The sequence below is a fragment of the Tardiphaga sp. 866_E4_N1_4 genome (assembly GCF_052076075.1).
Lineage (GTDB): Bacteria > Pseudomonadota > Alphaproteobacteria > Rhizobiales > Xanthobacteraceae > Tardiphaga > Tardiphaga robiniae.
Map to the genome: position 1 here is coordinate 2,620,520 of NZ_CP197242.1, position 16,529 is coordinate 2,637,048.

General features: G+C 59.3%; 16 protein-coding genes. 5 read left to right on the forward strand and 11 right to left on the reverse strand.

Annotated features, from left to right (window positions below; all coding sequences use genetic code 11):
- Nucleotides 1-552 precede the first annotated feature (552 nt).
- The 8 genes from AB8B20_RS12885 to AB8B20_RS12920 all read right to left on the reverse strand — a co-directional run bounded on the left by AB8B20_RS12885 (nt 553) and on the right by AB8B20_RS12920 (nt 5,243).
- Nucleotides 553-1,161 carry a cysteine hydrolase family protein gene (locus AB8B20_RS12885; protein WP_439072823.1) on the reverse strand — a complete coding sequence of 203 codons (609 nt, stop codon included), beginning with the start codon at nt 1,159-1,161 and terminating at the stop codon, nt 553-555.
- A gap of 433 nt (nt 1,162-1,594) precedes the next feature.
- On the reverse strand, nt 1,595-1,933 hold the full coding sequence (locus AB8B20_RS12890; RefSeq protein ID WP_439072824.1) for a DUF3147 family protein: 339 nt from the start codon (nt 1,931-1,933) through the stop codon (nt 1,595-1,597).
- Nucleotides 1,930-2,496: a phosphatase PAP2 family protein gene (locus tag AB8B20_RS12895; RefSeq protein WP_120286786.1), complete on the reverse strand. Its 567-nt coding sequence runs from the start codon at nt 2,494-2,496 to the stop codon at nt 1,930-1,932. Before AB8B20_RS12895 ends, AB8B20_RS12890 begins: the two co-directional genes overlap by 4 nt.
- A gap of 67 nt (nt 2,497-2,563) precedes the next feature.
- Nucleotides 2,564-2,839 carry a SemiSWEET family sugar transporter gene (locus tag AB8B20_RS12900; protein ID WP_068738714.1) on the reverse strand — a complete coding sequence of 92 codons (276 nt, stop codon included), beginning with the start codon at nt 2,837-2,839 and terminating at the stop codon, nt 2,564-2,566.
- A 41-nt stretch (nt 2,840-2,880) separates the two neighbouring features.
- On the reverse strand, nt 2,881-3,741 hold the full coding sequence (locus AB8B20_RS12905; RefSeq protein ID WP_120286787.1) for an SDR family oxidoreductase: 861 nt from the start codon (nt 3,739-3,741) through the stop codon (nt 2,881-2,883).
- 111 nt (nt 3,742-3,852) lie between these two features.
- Nucleotides 3,853-4,014 carry a DUF2934 domain-containing protein gene (locus AB8B20_RS12910; protein ID WP_120286788.1) on the reverse strand — a complete coding sequence of 54 codons (162 nt, stop codon included), beginning with the start codon at nt 4,012-4,014 and terminating at the stop codon, nt 3,853-3,855.
- A 692-nt stretch (nt 4,015-4,706) separates the two neighbouring features.
- Nucleotides 4,707-4,922: a hypothetical protein gene (locus AB8B20_RS12915; protein WP_081422127.1), complete on the reverse strand. Its 216-nt coding sequence runs from the start codon at nt 4,920-4,922 to the stop codon at nt 4,707-4,709.
- A 96-nt stretch (nt 4,923-5,018) separates the two neighbouring features.
- Nucleotides 5,019-5,243: a hypothetical protein gene (locus tag AB8B20_RS12920; RefSeq protein ID WP_147421556.1), complete on the reverse strand. Its 225-nt coding sequence runs from the start codon at nt 5,241-5,243 to the stop codon at nt 5,019-5,021.
- 694 nt (nt 5,244-5,937) lie between these two features.
- Between AB8B20_RS12920 and AB8B20_RS12925 the strand changes: the two genes are divergently transcribed.
- Both AB8B20_RS12925 and AB8B20_RS12930 read left to right on the forward strand, forming a co-directional pair.
- Complete coding sequence (locus AB8B20_RS12925; protein WP_439060533.1) at nt 5,938-7,860, forward strand: PAS domain S-box protein; 1,923 nt, start codon at nt 5,938-5,940, stop codon at nt 7,858-7,860.
- Nucleotides 7,861-8,826: 966 nt separating this feature from the next.
- The gene (locus AB8B20_RS12930) at nt 8,827-9,036 is read left to right on the forward strand and encodes a hypothetical protein (RefSeq protein ID WP_120286791.1); all 210 of its coding nucleotides are present in this window, start codon (nt 8,827-8,829) and stop codon (nt 9,034-9,036) included.
- A 145-nt stretch (nt 9,037-9,181) separates the two neighbouring features.
- Here the strand turns inward: AB8B20_RS12930 and AB8B20_RS12935 are convergent, their stop codons facing one another.
- Entirely contained in the window at nt 9,182-9,409 is a 228-nt protein-coding gene (locus AB8B20_RS12935) for a hypothetical protein (protein WP_068738721.1), read from the reverse strand.
- Between the two features lie 93 nt (nt 9,410-9,502).
- Between AB8B20_RS12935 and AB8B20_RS12940 the strand changes: the two genes are divergently transcribed.
- From AB8B20_RS12940 to AB8B20_RS12950, 3 genes are read left to right on the forward strand one after another with little or no spacing between them, the layout of a single operon-like run.
- A complete protein-coding gene (locus tag AB8B20_RS12940) occupies nt 9,503-10,642 on the forward strand; it encodes an acyl-CoA dehydrogenase family protein (RefSeq protein WP_439072825.1) in 1,140 nt (379 codons plus the stop codon).
- Nucleotides 10,642-11,379, forward strand: a complete 738-nt coding sequence (locus tag AB8B20_RS12945) for a PIG-L family deacetylase (RefSeq protein WP_120286792.1) — start codon at nt 10,642-10,644, stop codon at nt 11,377-11,379. Before AB8B20_RS12940 ends, AB8B20_RS12945 begins: the two co-directional genes overlap by 1 nt.
- Nucleotides 11,380-11,396: 17 nt before the next feature.
- A complete protein-coding gene (locus tag AB8B20_RS12950) occupies nt 11,397-11,951 on the forward strand; it encodes a class I SAM-dependent methyltransferase (RefSeq protein WP_244499902.1) in 555 nt (184 codons plus the stop codon).
- Here the strand turns inward: AB8B20_RS12950 and AB8B20_RS12955 are convergent.
- Both AB8B20_RS12955 and AB8B20_RS12960 read right to left on the reverse strand, forming a co-directional pair.
- Nucleotides 11,884-13,050: a glycosyltransferase family 2 protein gene (locus tag AB8B20_RS12955; RefSeq protein ID WP_120286838.1), complete on the reverse strand. Its 1,167-nt coding sequence runs from the start codon at nt 13,048-13,050 to the stop codon at nt 11,884-11,886. The genes AB8B20_RS12950 and AB8B20_RS12955 overlap by 68 nt on opposite strands.
- Before the next feature lie 233 nt (nt 13,051-13,283).
- Entirely contained in the window at nt 13,284-14,975 is a 1,692-nt protein-coding gene (locus tag AB8B20_RS12960) for an alpha-amylase family protein (RefSeq protein ID WP_120286793.1), read from the reverse strand.
- Nucleotides 14,976-16,529 lie beyond the last annotated feature (1,554 nt).

The following is a 16,529-nucleotide window of genomic DNA, read 5'->3' on the forward strand; positions in this document are numbered from 1 at the left end:
CGCGATTTCTCGCCAGGAACAACAAGCGAGCAAGTTAATTCATCCAGCTCGGGGCATGACAACGAACGAGGACAATATGAAGAAGACGTTGATAGCAGTTGCGGCAGCGGCACTGATGACTGCTCCTGCCGCATTCGCACAGAGCGGTGCAAATCCGAGCGCGCCTCAGGTCAATTCCGCAGGCAATGGCGTTACACAGCCCGGCACTACCAGTACGGGGACGGCAGTCGATCGCCCGACCTCGAGCACTCCACACGCGGCGCCGCACGCTGCAGGATCGCAGACTGGCAACAATGCCAGCTCCCTTAGTGGATCGAATGCAGCGACTGGAACTACCGGGTCTAACAGCTCTGCCGAAGGTCGCACTTCGGGCGGCGGTGCTGGTGGTGGTGGTGGTGGCGCTGGTGGTGGTGCCGGCGGCGGCAACTAGCGCGTGATGCCAACCAGAAGGAGACCCCGATGATCGGGGTCTCCTCTTTGTGGGTCTTGGTCGCCCGCGCCTGTGGCGCGCGCGCCAAACACTTCGCCCGCCCAGCCTAGCCCTGACTGCATTCAAGCCTGCGACCATCTTTCAAGGATCTCGGCACAATCTGCCAGTTCGATCTGTAGGTCGAAACGCCGGGCGTACAAGCCAAGTAAGGCATCGTGAGTTTCGTCAGCTGAGCTGCACATCGCATCTTGCGCAACGACGATGCGATAGCCCAGATCAACAGCACTCAAGATGGTTGAGAGAACGCAGACGCCAGTCTCCGCGCCGCTCACAATCAAGGTATTGACGTTACCGTCTTGCAGAATATCGTGAAGCCTTCCGTTCGAGAACGCAGAATACGCAGACTTGTCGAAGACAATCGCCGGTGGGACATGTCGCTGCAAAGGCGGCATAAGCTCGAGGAGGTGCGGGTCCAGACGTTCGCGCGTGACCAACCGCCATTTTCGGAAGTAGCTCTGCCACATCCCATTTGCATGCTCGGGCGACGCCGGGGGAATAAAGCGCGTAAAGACAGTCCGTGCCGGGTCACGTTGGACGAGGCTTTCCACCGCCGGCATGACACGTTCGAGCCAAGGTGTCGGCCAAGGCCCTTCGGGACCGAACAGCCTCTGCATGTCCAGACACAAGTGCACTGCCCGACTGGTGTCTATTCTTGATCGGAGCTCGCCCATCTCAGGTCCACGTCCTGCGAAGTCTCTTGTAAGTCCACCAGCAAGAACCTGCGGTCGCCGCCCATACCAGAGATGCCAGCGCCAAGCTGCTCCAGGGAGCCGCGGCATTTACGAGGAAGACTGTGAGAGCGAACGCAACGAGGCCCATGCTTCCCAGAGCCGCTCCAGCGGCCTCGAGCGCAGCGGCGTCTTCACCACGTCTCTTGCCCTGCAGGCCAATTTCCCTTTTGCGGCGCCTTTCGTGCGCCTCGACCAGCGTGGCACTGGCGCAGAGCATGGCTGGAAATGCCAGGAACAGACCTCCGACGCCCGGACCCCAACGTGTGCCGATCAGGCCAGTTATTGCAGTCGATGCTCCGCCCAGCAGGAACCGGACGATGTATTCGTACCAGCGACCATCGCTCAACGACGAGAATGAGGCTCGAACAAACATTCAGCCCACCATCCCATAGAGGCCAAACGCGACTACCAGCCACAGGGGAAGCCCGAGCAGGGTAACAGATAGAACGGACAACCCCGTGCGTTTGAGTAAACGGCACGTCACGAAGCTGAGCACGAGAAGAGCGGTCGCGCCGGCCATCATCGAAGCAGCCAGCGTAGAGACGTAGTCCGGTCCGTGCCTGGAGATTGCGAGCGCGAGCGAAACCAGGGCCACCGATGGCGCGGCGCCGAACAGTCCCGCGAAGGACTTAGGCCGTAACACGTCTCCGAGCAGCGCGAATATCGAGACGACTGCCCCTCCAACGAAAAATCGGAAGGCGTAATCCGTCATGGCGTCGTCGTCCCATTGCCGTAGCCGGTCCAGCGTCTCAATAGCCGATCAATCAGATATCCGCTGGCGAAGCCCGCGACCACATCGCTCGTCCAGTGCGCGAGAACATAGATCCTCGTCAGCGAGATACCGACCGCAGCCGTCCAGGTCAGCTCGCGATACGGCCGATCGAATGAGGATGCTGCGCTCGCGAGAGCCCCCATATGCATCGCGTGCCCCGAGGGGAACGCATCATTCGGGCGGCCTGAGATCGGTACTCCGTGTAGATGGCCAAGAATGGTGAGCCTATCCGGTCGACGTTGATTGAAAACATGCTTCAGTGCATGCGGCACAACGGCCGTGGCCAACGAGGCCGCCAGAAAATGCGTACCGACAGTTCGCTTCCGGGGGGAGCCGCTACGCGACAGGAGCCAGAAGGCCGCTGCAGCAACAACGAGAACATGCTCGTCCGCGCCCCACGTCAGAGCTTCGGCCACTTGTTCGCTTGCGGCATGTGCGTGCCGAACGGCGGTTGCTGCGACCTCGCGATCAAGGAGAGTGGGTGGTACCATTATTGGCCGCATGGCATCTCCGTATGACACCTAGATAACACGCACTCTAAACCCTGATCATGCAGCCAGGTTCCGCTCCCTATGCAGAGTCCTCCCCGCGAATGTCTCGTATTTTACAGCCGAGCACGGTTGCTGTCAGCGCACAGCCGATACTGTTCGCCAGAACGATGATCCAGTCGCCCTTGAGTAGACCGTAGCCGATCCACAGACCCAGGCCTGATGTCAGCACCACAAGCATCTTGAGCGACAGATCTTTGGTTGAGCTCCGGGGCAATGCTTTCCGGACCTGGGGAATGTACGACAGCGAAGTCAGGACAGCGGCGAACCCTCCCACCCACGGCAAAATGCTGGACACCGATGAGACCCCACTGCTTTGCCGCGAAACGCTCGATCCGATTAGATGAAAGGTTTGCCGCCTGTAACGGCGATCGTGGCCCCGGAAACGTAGCTTGAGAGTGGATCTGCGAGCATCACGTAGGCGGTTGCAAGCTCTGCGGGCTGTCCGGGACGTTGCATCGGCGTCTGCTTGCCGAAATTTCTAACGGCTTCGTCTGGCATAGTGGATGGAATGAGCGGCGTCCAAATCGGTCCCGGTGCCACCGCGTTTGCGCGGATGCCCTTATCGGCCAACATCTGCGCCAAGCCGCCGGTGAAATTCTGAATGGCCCCCTTCGTCGTTGCATAGGCCAGCAAGGTGGGGTTCGGCATATCCGAATTGACCGACGCGGTATTGATGATCGCACTTCCCGGCTTCATGTGAGGCACGGCGGCCCTTGTCAGGTAGAACATTGCATAGATATTTGTCCTAAACGTCAAATCCCACTCGTCATCGGAAATGTCGCCGATGTCCTTGAAGGTCGCTTGATGCGCGGCGTTGTTAACGAGGATGTCGATCCCGCCCAATTCCCTTACCGCCTTATCGATAATCACGTCGCAATGGCGCCGATGCTGGATGTCACCTGGGACCATTATGGCCTTGCGGCCTTCGCGCTCGATTAAAGCTTTAGCTTCGAGGGCATCCTCGGTCTCATCGAGATAAGAAATCAAGACGTCGGCACCTTCGCGTGCGTAGGCCAACGCGACAGCGCGGCCGATCCCGCTGTCGCCACCGGTAATTACCGCTCTCATGCCCTGCAATCTACCCCCCCCCTTGTAACTGCTCTCGCCATGATCGGGACGAGGCTGCATGGCCTCCGTTCGGCCGGGCATCGGTTGTTTCTGGGCAGCAAACGGAGGCGCGGGATAAGAATGGGGCATGAACCAGCTCCTAGATAAGTGCCAATCGAAAACGCTTGATCGGATGCAGCGTTCCGCCGGTGACGACATCGCCCGCCCAATGACGAAGGGGCGCTTGGGCAGCGCTTTTTCCTACTCTGGCACCGGTTTCGGGTCTTCGTCGCCAGGCGCATCGCTTTCGAGCTCGCTTTTGGCCTGGTGCCAGAAGTCATCGGCCTTACCTTCCGGGCGACCTTCCCTTTCCCAAAGTTTGTGAGCGTACTCTCGGATCTGTTCTTCAGAGTATCGGGGCATCGGCCTCTCCTCAAAAACGGATAATTGCGGCGGCGAATCGCTTTGGTACAGTCATGCAGGCGAGCGCATCGATCGCTATAATTGCTTGTGCGCTTAAGACGCCACTATGCGACCAGTTCCCCGTCCAAGAATATTCCGTTAGGACTGTCGCTCCCGAATGAACCTTTCTCTCGTCCGCGCAGCAAAGCGCTGTCACGAAAAAAGGGGACTCGCATGGCTTTTCGCGAATCCATCAGCCGGCTTTTTGGCCTCACCCTCACACCGGAAGCTGCCGAGCGTACCAACAGTTAATGCCTCGATGGACGAGTTCATCCGGCTACTGCATACCAACGGCTATGACAGCAAAAGCTCCGCCACGTTTGGAGCGATGGCAGGGCCATCGGAACGGCCACCATGCGAACAGGACGCTCAACCTCAAAAGAGGAAGGAATGTAAGTCGTTTCTAAGTAACAGGCGGCAACCTGATCGGCGTCTCCAAGCGGGTACGTCGCCACCAGCTGACGGTCGGCTAGGTTTTGAAAAACAGGAAATATACAACGGCAAAGGCGGCCACAACTAAGCCAAGGCTCCAAATTAAAACGTTGCGAACCGACGGCCCTGGCTCGGCGCCGCGTGCTTTGCGCGCTGACTTTACTTCGGCGCCATCATCATCTCGTCCCAATTCATATCCTTTCACGCAGCTTGAGCCCCCGTCAATTTGTTGGACCGCCAAGCGCTGTCTTGTTTCCGGCTTCGCTGCTCGGGGCGCTGACATGGACTTCGTGTCCCTGGCGGATCGCAAGAGACGCTGCAGCCACGGCTGCTTCGAAAGCAGACTCTTTGGTCAGGAATTTCCCTTCCACGTCTCCATCGTGCAGAACGCCCCAGCCATCGTTAGATTCGATGACGGCATAAGTTGCTAAACCCATAGTGTCCTCCGGAATAACTGTCGGTCACAAGCCACTGCTAGATTCATGTCTGCCAAAAGCGTCGTGCTCGGCGATCTCAAAAGGCAACGGGCCTAATCATTGCCGCCGTGCCAGTGCCCGGCCAATGAGAAATGCTGCCAACAACATACCGAGCGGAGCTTCACGCGTAAGCTTGCTTAGTATGTCGAGCGGCTTGCCGGGCTTTTTGCCTTCCTCGATTGCTTCTCCCATTGTTGATGCGACGGCTTTGACACCATCCGCCACGGTGGCCTTCAGATCAGACCATTGGTCACTTACACATGGCGTCTCTTGATCGGTCATGGCGCGTCCTCATCGGGTCGTTGCACAAGCACTCACTATGAGTATTGTTCCGGGCAAGACGGTTCTTCCCGGTCCAAGATCATTCCCGTTGCGCTTTGAAAACCTGGTCGGGCGGTTCGCGCGAGCCGGCGTCACGCAGAATAAGCGCTCTGCCGGGTAGCAACGGCAGGGCTACAGCGCCGAGAATGTTGGGCCTAGGGAGCATCGCCTTACTTCTTCACGACTGGCGGGGACGCTTTAGGAAGATCGCAACCGACGCGTGGCATTTAAAAACCAAGTCAGCGATTATCGACGGCGAATCGTCCCGTTGGGGACGGCACAACAGATTTGTCCGTGCAGCAAAAGGCACTGCGAGCGGGCCGCCCTTCAGACCAACTAGCTGAACTGAGCGCCGTTCTCAGACCCAAGCCTGATCCTCATCGACAGAGCCCGTGCCCGCACAAGGTCGCGGCTTAGGCGATCCTCCGGCCGGTCGCCTTGCCCTCTTCTAGAAATTTGAATTTATCGCCGTAACGAGCGGCTAATCTGAGAAGGCAGAGACAATCCTTAAAGCAAACTTTGGTTCCAAATCTGACGGTAAAAGTGTTCTTGTGCCGCGTATGTGGGGGAGCCTACTCTGACCTGCGACTCCCGTGCCGCTAAACGATGGCAGTTATCGCCTCTACCAGAGGGATTGGTTCGCGGAAAGTGAATGATGCCAAAAACAAAAAACGACCGCAATCTTTTAGAAAGCGAACGCGCCTTCCGACTTCTCGTTCAAGGCGTCACAGATTATGCGATTTATCTGCTCGACCCCAACGGCATCGTATCAAACTGGAATGCAGGCGCCGAGACGATCAAAGGGTATGGCGCCGACGAAATCGTGGGCCAGCACTTCTCGGTGTTCTATCCGCCGGAGGATCGCGAAGCCGGACTTCCCGCCACCGCATTGGAGGCCGCACGCCGGAATAAGCGCTTCGAAGCGGAAGGCTGGCGGATGCGGAAAGACGGTACGCGGTTTTTCGCGTCCGTGGTTATCGACGCCATCTATGAAAACGATGTCCTTGTCGGCTTTGCCAAGATCACGCGGGACATCACCGAACGGATGCAAGCCCGCTCCGCATTGAGCGAAAGCGAAAATCTTTTTCGCCTGTTGGTGAGCAATGTCACGGACTATGCGTTATACATGCTTGATCCGGAAGGTCATGTCACCAGCTGGAACCTCGGCGGTCAGCGGATCAAAGGCTATCTTCCTGACGAGATTATCGGTCAGCACTTTTCGCGCTTTTATACCCCCGGCGACCGGGACGCTGGAAAACCAGCGCGTGCTCTCAGCATTGCACGTGAAAAGGGCCGTTACGAAGAAGAAGGCTTGCGCGTCCGCAAAGACGGCACGTTCTTTTGGGCGAGTGTGGTCATTGATCCCGTCCGCAATGACGCAGGCGAGCTGATCGGGTTTGCCAAGATCACGCGCGACATCACAGAGCGACGTCAAGCAACGCAGCAACTTGAACGTATGCAAAAGCAGCTGGCGGAAGCGCAGAAAATGGATGCGCTCGGTCAGCTGACCGGCGGAGTGGCTCATGACTTCAACAACCTCCTTATGGCAATCACGGGTAACGTTCGGCTGATCAAACGGCATGCCATTGTCCCCCGCGTGATCGAGGCAGCAGGAGCGATTGAGGCAAGCGTTCGTCGCGGCGCGGCACTTACTCGTCAGTTGCTGACGTTTGCGCGGCGTCAGCAAGTCGCTCCGACGCTGCTCAATCTTGAAGAGACCGTGCAAGCTGTACGCGAGGTCTTGGCTACCGTTCTGGGTAGCGCGATCAAGCTCGAAATCTCCGTACCGGCCGGAGTTTGGCCAATCTTCGCGGATCCAACCGAACTCGAAACTGCACTCATCAATCTCAGCATCAACTCTCGTGACGCCATGCCCGACGGGGGCACCTTGACGATTACGGCAGCAAATTACCGGGTCAGGGATGGAGAGGATAAAGGCGAGTACGTGCAGATCAAGGTGGCTGATACCGGCGCAGGTATTCCCGAGGACGTCATTGCGAAGGTGTTCGATCCGTTTTTCACGACCAAACCCGTCGGCAAAGGAACAGGATTGGGACTCTCACAGGTGCATGGCTTTGCCAACCAGGCCGGCGGTCGTGTCGAAATCCAAAGCAAGCTCGGCGCTGGTACGGAAATCACCATTCGGCTTCCGCGTGGCGAAGGCCATGCAGGTGCGCACGAAGCAGAGGTTCTGGCCAAAGGCGCCGGCAATGTCCTTCTTGTTGAAGACAATCCGGATGTTGCCACCGCCAGCGCCGTATTTCTGGAAGAGTTGGGATATCGCGTGAAATGCGTACCGGACGCGGAGTCCGCATTGCGCGAGATCGAGCACGACGGCATCGACCTCGTTTTCAGCGATGTCGTGATGCCTGGAAAAATGGATGGTCTCGGCCTGGCCCGACATCTTAGGCAGAATTACCCGAACATCCCCGTCGTTCTCGCAACGGGCTATAGTGAGGCAGCGCGGAAACTGGGCTCTGAATTTTTGCTGTTGCGAAAACCTTACGAGCTTCATGAGCTGAGTAGTGCCTTACAGACAGCCCTTCACCAAAGATCGAAGGGCGCTCTATTAAATTGAACCACAAACAATGCACCGGATCTTACACCCACCTGTCTTGACTAGCGTCAGCCTCATCGGCTCATGACACTTTGCCTGCCATGGCGAGAGCCGATGGAGCAAGGCGAAGGTCCCTCATGGGTTCGCGATGCGACGATGCCTTCGATTGCGTGGCCGTAATTTTATCTAAATGCAGAGTGTTGAGAACGCAGTTTAGATTGGAACGCATCTGCGAAATGAACGTAGTAAGGGCGCCATGTCCCTTCTGTCAGACTCCACGTTGCAGATCGTCTTGCTTGCCGCCTTGTTCGTTGTCCTTGAGGGCCGCGGCGCCGTTTCGCGCCAGCTTTGGAACGTGCTTTTGAAGATCAAACTGTTTTCGCGTTCGTCAGCGTGGAAGTGTTTGCCATGGTCACAAGGGACGGAACCACAATCCCCGGGATAGACGCCGAGCAGGTGGCCAAGCTTGAAATTGCACGTCGGATTTTGGAGCAGGCACGGGCTATCCTAGCAAAGGCGGCGAAGGACTAGGCCTCGCTCCCTCCTTCACGGCCTGCCCGGTTGCGCTCATCTTGCGGCCGGCGGTCGGCAACGGGACGCCAGCGGGCCCAGCGGATTGCCTTAATGGGGCGGGACTTCGGATCTTGGTGACGTTGACGCTGTCGGCCTGATTGCCGCCGCGGCAGTAGTAATAATTTGCATGGCAGGCGGCTCTGCTCGGTGGATGGACCAATGTCAGCGGTACATCTTGGGAACAACGCTAACAATTTTCACTTGGTCATACAGTGAAGTCGCCGGACGCTTGAACTCGCTTTCGCAGTCTCAACGATCAAGGTCGCCTAGCTCTCCGCGCCTTGAGCCTTGGCTATCTAACGACCTTTTCCGGCGTGCTTGCGCCTGGGCGATGACTCGCTTGGATCTCTTTGGAGGCAGCGTCTTTGCCCACGATTCACCAGCAAAGGCCGTTAAGCGGCCGCGGAGCGTTTCATGAAGACTGCACTAGGAAGTGATCCGAGACTTAACGGCGATGGTCTCGTCGATCGTTTCAAAGATCAGTTGCTGATCGTCATGTTGAAGCGGCTTGGCGGCGGTCCATTACGGATTCCAATCGAGGAAATGGACCGGACTGGAACGGACCTAGCGTCGTTTCGCCTTGTCGGCGACGACTTCGTCGTGAGTTTATTCAAACCGCATTAGGATGGCCGCGGCCCGCTGGCGCCTACGGCCCTTCGCATGTGCGGTTGGTCCTTCGAACGATCGACTAGATAATGCTTAAAAAGAAAGGCCGCATCGCCCATGACGACGTGGCCTTTGTCCTATCTGCTTATTGTAGGACAGTGCCCTACCGGTTTCCGAAATACGCCTGAGCCTGCTTCAGAGCCTCGGACGGGTCGTCGAACTTGTCGCCGGCGAAACTCTTCATGGGGCTCCAGTGCGGTCCGTGAGCGGTGATATGGAACCACCCATCCTCCCCCCGTCGGACGCGTCCGACGATCTCCTGACGCTCGGCCCAGACGAGCAGCCACGTCTGGGAGTTCTCGTTGTGTGGCTGCAGCTCGATGGTCGCCATATAGTTCGTCCAAAAGGAGTGCCCGAGGACAACGCCAAGATTAGGAGTCGTTCCAGCAGATCGGAACTATCGGTGCGCTGCGGACTTCATCGCATGCTCGCCAACTGTCGTGAGGACACCGTCATTCTCGCCCCTTCCGAATGTCATAAGCTGCTGGAGAATGTGCAGGCCTTCGCCGCGAAGCTCTCAAGCCGCGCCTTTGATACGGACAGAACTGCTCACATCGCACCGGACGTCTGGACGGACTTCCGCTTCAGCGGATTGGCCATGAGCCCACTGCCTCATGAGCTCGGCGGCAGCAGTCTCTGGGACCCGCGGTTCGGCGCCGAACTCTGCACCATCCTGCGTCTACTCGGCGCAGCGGACCTCTCGCTTGCCCGTATATTTGAGGGCCACGTCAACGCGGTGGGGCTGGTCTGCCGTTACGGAACACAAGCGCAGATCGAAGGTCTCGCGGGAAGCGTGCGTGATGGTGCGCTGTCCGCAGTATGGGGCGCCGACGACGCGCAGGGCCTGAGGATCACCCCGGAGCGGGATGGCAACGTCCTCAAAGGCCGCAAGATCCTGGCGTCGGGCGCCGGGTTCGTGACGCGTCCCCTGGTTACCGCATCAGCACCGGAGGGGCAGCAGATGTGCCTGCTCGACCTCGAGATCGGATATGCGCACGACACGTCCAGCTGGCAGGCGCAAGGCATGCGCGCGACGGCGACCGGGACGGTCGACTTCACCGGGCGACGCATCACGGATCGTGAGCGGATCGGCGCTCCCGGCGACTTCATGCGACAGCCGCACTTCTCGGGCGGCGCATGGCGCTTCTGCGCCGTCCATACCGGCGCAACGGAACGGCTAGTCGACCTGTTCCGAGAGCACCTTAATTCCTCAGCAAGGGGCGAAGACGCGTATCAGCTCGAGCGCCTTGCGACTTGTGTCGCCGACGCGACGACGGCGCGCTTTTGGGTGGAGGACGCCGCGCGCCGTCTGGCGGTCGAAGATGATCCAGAAAGCATCGTGGCTTTCGCCAACCTCACCCGGATGGTTGTCGAACGATCCGCCCTGACTGTCATGGAGACCGTCCAGAGGGGCATCGGGCTTCGGGCGTTTGTGCGTCCTCACGACGTTGAGCGCATCTGCCGCGACTTGGCGACGTATCTGCGGCAACCGGTGCCGGACCGCGCCATGAGCGATGGGGCTCAGGTCTTTCTGAGTTCGTCGCGGTCGGCAGGAGACTTTTAGTGAAGGTTTCGGAATATCTCGAAGTGACGAAGGCGCTTCCTATCATCTCGCGCGAGGCGCTGACGGAGGGTGCGCCCTTCTTAATTCTCTCGCCGCACCCGGACGACGAGACGTTAGGTCTTGGCGGTCTGATCGCTCAGGCCTGCCAAGCAGGCCAGAAGGTTCACGTCGTGGTTTTGACCGATGGTGCGGGTTCGCACCCCCGGTCGGTCCAGTACCCTCCGGAACGGCTGGTCGATCTCCGGAAGGCGGAAGTCAGGGCGGCAGGCGAAATTCTGGGCCTCCATCCGGCGTTCGTACGCCATCTCGACCTCCCCGACACGCAAGCTCCTCTGGAGGGACCCCAGTTCGACGCGGCGGTCCGCGCCGTGTCCGACCTTCTTCAGGAGACGGGCGCAAAGGCCTTGTTTGTGACGTGGGATCGGGATCCGCATTGCGATCATCAGGCGGCCGCTGCCATCGCCAAGGCGGCCGGAGTCGCCAACCCAGCTGTCAGGCTCTGGGCCTACCCCATCTGGGGGTGGCACCTCGATCAGGACGACGATGTCCCAGGCTTCCCGCGGGGCCACCGGCTGGATATCGCTGGAGAACGTGATCTCAAGCACCGTGCTATCGCGGCCCACGCTTCGCAGATGTCCACGCTTATCGAAGACGATCCAACGGGCTTCCGGTTCACCGAAGAGACGTTGGCGCCGTTCCTTGGCGAGCACGAGTACGTTTACGAGGTCTCCCGATGAGGAGGCACATAGAGAGTTTGCCCGCTTCATACTTCGAGGAACGGTACCGGCAGGATATCGACCCCTGGGGATTCCGAACCAGCGCCTACGAGCGGGAGAAATATGACCGCACTCTGTCGGCTCTTACGCGCGCCCATTACGATCGTATCCTCGAAGTTGGCTGCTCGATCGGGGTCCTGACGGCAAGGCTCGCGCAGCGAGGCGGAGAACTGCTGGCGATCGACGCGTCCCGCACGGCGCTGGAAGCTGCGCGAAAGGACGCGCCGCCGAACGTCGCCTTCGAGGAATGTGTGCTGCCGACCGAATTCCCGGACGGCGCCTTCGACCTCATCGTGCTGTCTGAAGTGCTGTACTACTTCAGCCGGGCCGATCTCCTTTCGGTGGCCGAAAACTGCTGCAGGGTCCTCGCTCCCGACGGAGAGATCGTCCTCTGCCACTGGCTGGGCGAGACTGACTATCCGCTGAGGGGAACGGAGGCCAGCGACGCTTTCGCCGACGCCGTCGTCAAGCGAGTTCCGGCTCGCCGGATCCTTCGCGATGAAGTCTACCGCCTGGAGCGGCTGTCCGCGTGATTGCGGCGGCCCTCAGGCTTGCGACGATCATTCTGGCGATCGCGATCTGCCGAGGCAGCTCCGAGGGGCGCAGCGTCCGGTGAACCGTGAGAACAGGACTTCTGCCCGATACGGCTTCCCATGCCTCACGAAGCGTCGCCTCCTCTGCACGGAGGTGACGAACGAAGTCGGAGGGAATGCACAACCGGGCGGACATCGGACCGTCTTCGAGCGCACTCTGCCACGCCCGGCGGAAAAGCGATCGGTACATGGCGCGACGGGCGATCTGCAAGGCGGGCTCAAGATCGTCGTCGCAAGGAGCATTCAAATCGGCGAGCCGGCGTTGCATGGTGTCGGCCGCTCCGCCAGGCGCCCGCCCCAAGATCCGACAGGACGTCTGGACGACGACGTCGAGCGAGTGACGAACCTTGAATCCCGCCTCGTCCAACGCAGCCGTAAGGGCGGCGTCTTCGCCGAGAGCGCGTGCAGGAAGTCCTCCGATGGCCCGATAGGCCGCCACGGCTACGGCCAGGCTCGCGCCCGAAGAGACACGATGGTTCGGCCAGGGATCATGGGCTCGCGGATCACAGCGCGCGATGATTTCCGCGGCAAGGCTGAGGTAAGTATCTTCGAGCCTACCGCGGGACAGGAAATCCCGTCCAAGCGAAACGATCTCGAGCGGTTCTGCATCGATGTAGCCTGCCACGCACTCCACACCGTTCGCCAACTCATGGAGGTTAGACGAAAACCACGCGGGGCCGACGCAGCTATCGGCATCCGTGCTCATAATTACACCGCCCGGGCCGAGCGCATCGAGGCGGTCGGCCGCAAGGTCCATTGCACGCTTCCGCGCCCAGCCGGCGTTGGCCATCTCCGACGGCAATTCCTCCTCTATGACCACCACCCTCTGCGGGACCGAGTCGGCGAAACGTCTGGCGACTCCCGAGGTACCGTCAGTGCAATTGTTGGCGAACACCAGGATCTCGAACGCGTCCGCGGCAAGGGGCGCGCCGAAACGGTCGCGCTGGACGGCCAGCGCAGCGATACACCGCTCGATCCGGTCGGCTTCGTTGCATGCCGGAATGGTGACGATCGCGAAAGGCTCGATGTTCGTATTCATAAGGCGGAGCGTCCTGGCGTAGGTGCGCCTGCTAATCGCCAGGTTCGATGCATGTTCCCTCAGCTGGGCCGCAGCGGCTACTCTATCAAGAGACTGGCGCGAAGGCCTGTCCATGTTCCAGGTCGTATCGCTCTCCAGGTTTTAGAGCGAAGCTTCTTCATCTGCCTTCCGCTGATGTCGGCGTACTTGCTGATGGCCGCAGGCTTGGTCCCGCGATCCGGGCGCAGGCACCCTCACGCCGGATGCGCATCCGTATCACTGTCGATGTCACTGCGCCGGAGCAGATAATCTAGACCGCCGACGCGGTACCAGCGATAGGCATATGCTTCCAGCATCAGGTGGTGCTTGCCCTGGGCATCGGCGCGGTTATGGTCTTCCGTCAGAAGATTGATCAGGTGGTCGCCCTGCTTGCCATCGAGGCCGAGTGCAAATGACACTTCGCGTGGCTGTTCGTCGAGATTATGCACGAACAGCACGGAGTTGTTGCGCCAGTCGTAGCGGATCGCCAGCACGGCAGGGTTGCGCGTGGCGATGATGGTGAAGTCGCCCCAGCCAATTTCGGGGACCTCCTTGCGCATCCGGATCATGCGCTCGGTCCAGTTCAGCATCGAATTGGGATCGCGGCGCTGCTTGGCGACATTGACGTGATTGTAGCCGTAGGGGCCCTTGTCGATCACAGGATTCTTTGACTTCTCGCTCTTGGTGAAGCCGGCACGGGGTTCGTTCGACCATTGCATCGGCGTCCGCGCGCAGTTGCGTTCAGGCAGCGTGAGATCATCACCCATGGCGATCTCGTCGCCATAGCGCAGCACCGGCGTACCCGGCAGCGTGTACATCAGACTGTAAGCAAGCTCGAGCCTGCGTCGGTCGCCGCCGAGCATTGGCGCCAGCCGACGTCGGATGCCGCGATCGTAAAGCTGCATGTCCTTGTCCGGGCCGAATTTCGCGAACACCGTCTGGCGTTGCTCCTCGGTCAGCCGGCCGAGATCGAGCTCGTCATGATTGCGCAGGAACAGGCCCCATTGCGCCGTCGCCGGGCGTGGCTTGGTCACCTTCATCGCCGCAGCCAGTGGGCGCACGTCGCCGGAGGCCAGCGCATAGAACAGGTTCTGGTTGACGTGAAAGTTGAACATCATCTGCATGCGGTCGCCGTCGCTGCCGAAATATTCCATGTCGGTTTCCGGCAGCACATTGGCTTCGGCGAGAATGATGGCGTCGCCCTTGCGCCATTGCAGGAATTCGCGGAAGGCGCGCAGCATGTCGTATTGTTCGGTGGGCTTGTTGACCTTCGGTCCCTTGGTGGCGATCACGAAGGGCACCGCATCCATGCGGAAGCCGGAGACGCCAAGCTGCAGCCAGAACCCCATGATCTTCAGGATCTCGGCCTGCACATAGGGATTGGATGTGTTGAGGTCTGGCTGGAAGTCATAGAACCGGTGGAAGAACCAGGACTTCGAGGTCGTGTCATGCGTCCAGGTCGATTTCTGCACGCCGGGAAACACCATACCCTTGTTGGCATTGGGCGGCTTCTTGTCCGACCACACATACCAGTCGCGATAGCGCGAATCCCTGGCGCTGCGCGCGTCCTTGAACCAGGCGTGCTGGTCCGAGGTGTGATTGACCACAAGGTCGATGATGATGCGGATGCCGCGCTGGTGGCAGCCATGGGTGAATTCGACGAAGTCGCCTAGCGTGCCGTAGCGCGGATCGACGCCGTAGTAGTCGGAGATGTCGTAGCCGTCGTCCTTGCCGGGCGAGGGCTGGAAGGGCATCAGCCAGATCGCGGTGATGCCGAGGCCGTGAATGTAGTCGAGCCGCCGCGTCAGGCCCTTGAAGTCGCCGCAACCGTCGCCATCAGCATCCATGAAACTGCCTACGGAGAGGCAGTAGAAGACGGCGTTCTTGTACCAGAGGTCGTCGATCATGTGGCCCTTTGGTCCGTGGTTGTGTCGCAACCGGGTCGCGTCGATCAGCCGGGACTCACTCGGAATCGTTGGAGCTTGCCGACGGCGCACACGTCCAAAATCGCAACGCCATTTTCAGTCCTGAACCATGAGAGCTCGACGCGAAGGAAAGATCCATCGACTACACGAGCCGCAATTACTTTGGCCGTGCGGATGAAGTCGATTAAACTGCTGGTGCTATCAATGGTTCCCGTCAACACAGCGATCCTTATAAACAGCATGTGCGAATAAAGCGGAGTTGTCGTTTGGTGTCAGTGTCGACTATGACAGAATGCTAGCAACTGGACGGCGCGGAAGTCGACGAGTTTCAGCCCAGCGGCATCCGGGACGTCGCGGCGCGCCGGCAAAGATTGCCGACCGGGCAAAAAAAACCTGGGATGCACGCCGTGCAGCATGGCACCGGCCGTTACCCACAACAGTCCGATCGTGTCGAGGATTCCAATTCGGGAACAAGCGGCAATTTATAATGCCCTTTGCTGACGCTTATTTTATTTCTGGGTTGAGTGAACGAACTCAATGAAACGTCACGAGGATTCCCTATGAAGTGGGTGCCACTGACGCGCAACTTCTGATCAGACGTTTGAAAGGCTATTAAAACGCAGGCTCAACCAATCAAGCGTCGCGAACATCCGATGTGAACTTGTAGAAGGGACCCGACGAATCAACGGTATGTTTCTCGCATCTGATCTGCTCATCCGACCGGAGGAGGAAAGGTTTTTATTACCGATCCATTTTGAGCAGTTCCGGTAGCCGCCGCGCGAAAATGCGGGCGGTTTTTTATGCGCGAGCCCGCGACGATTTCGAACAAGCTAACGGGGACGCAGAACGCGGCGCCCATCAGCACGTGACGCCCTCCCCGCCATCGGATAAAATGGGGATATGCAGGACCATATTTTCGATCTTCTAATGTTGGGCATCTTACTCTTCGGCATAGCGCTGATCCTTCAGACACACCAGGAGCCAAATGACGGCTCGTTCTGATGCGCGAGGGCGACACCCACCGGCCATCGTCTAAAGAGGTAGGAGCCGCGTTTTGATTTGGCGCGATCCGCAGACGTCGCATCGAGTCATAATGAAAGAGGCCGCCAACTGAGGCGGCCGCTCAAATACTACCTACTGCCCAATAAAGCAGTAGGAGGACCAAAACCACGAGTGCAGTAATCAGCCCGGCTATGCCTAACGCGAGAAGGACTCGGTAGAGTCTGTCTTCCATTGTGTTGCAATGCCAATTCGCGCCTATTGTTCCGCTTGCCCATCCCGACGCTCATCGAAATCGTCGCCGCCGGACGGCGGCACGCCACAAAGGCGCTGTGATGCCCGCCCGAACTCTCCCGCCATCGCTCTCCCGCCCTGCTCGAGACATGGACATCCGGTACGGCGACGTAGACGTCGGCACCATCGCTCAGCAAGACTGGAATGCGAACCCGGAAAGGTCTGGCATCTGAAAATGGACCTGCGGCTTCTATGGGACTACATCGAGCCTAGGCGTCGCCACCCGCAGTCGGTTCTCCAGTG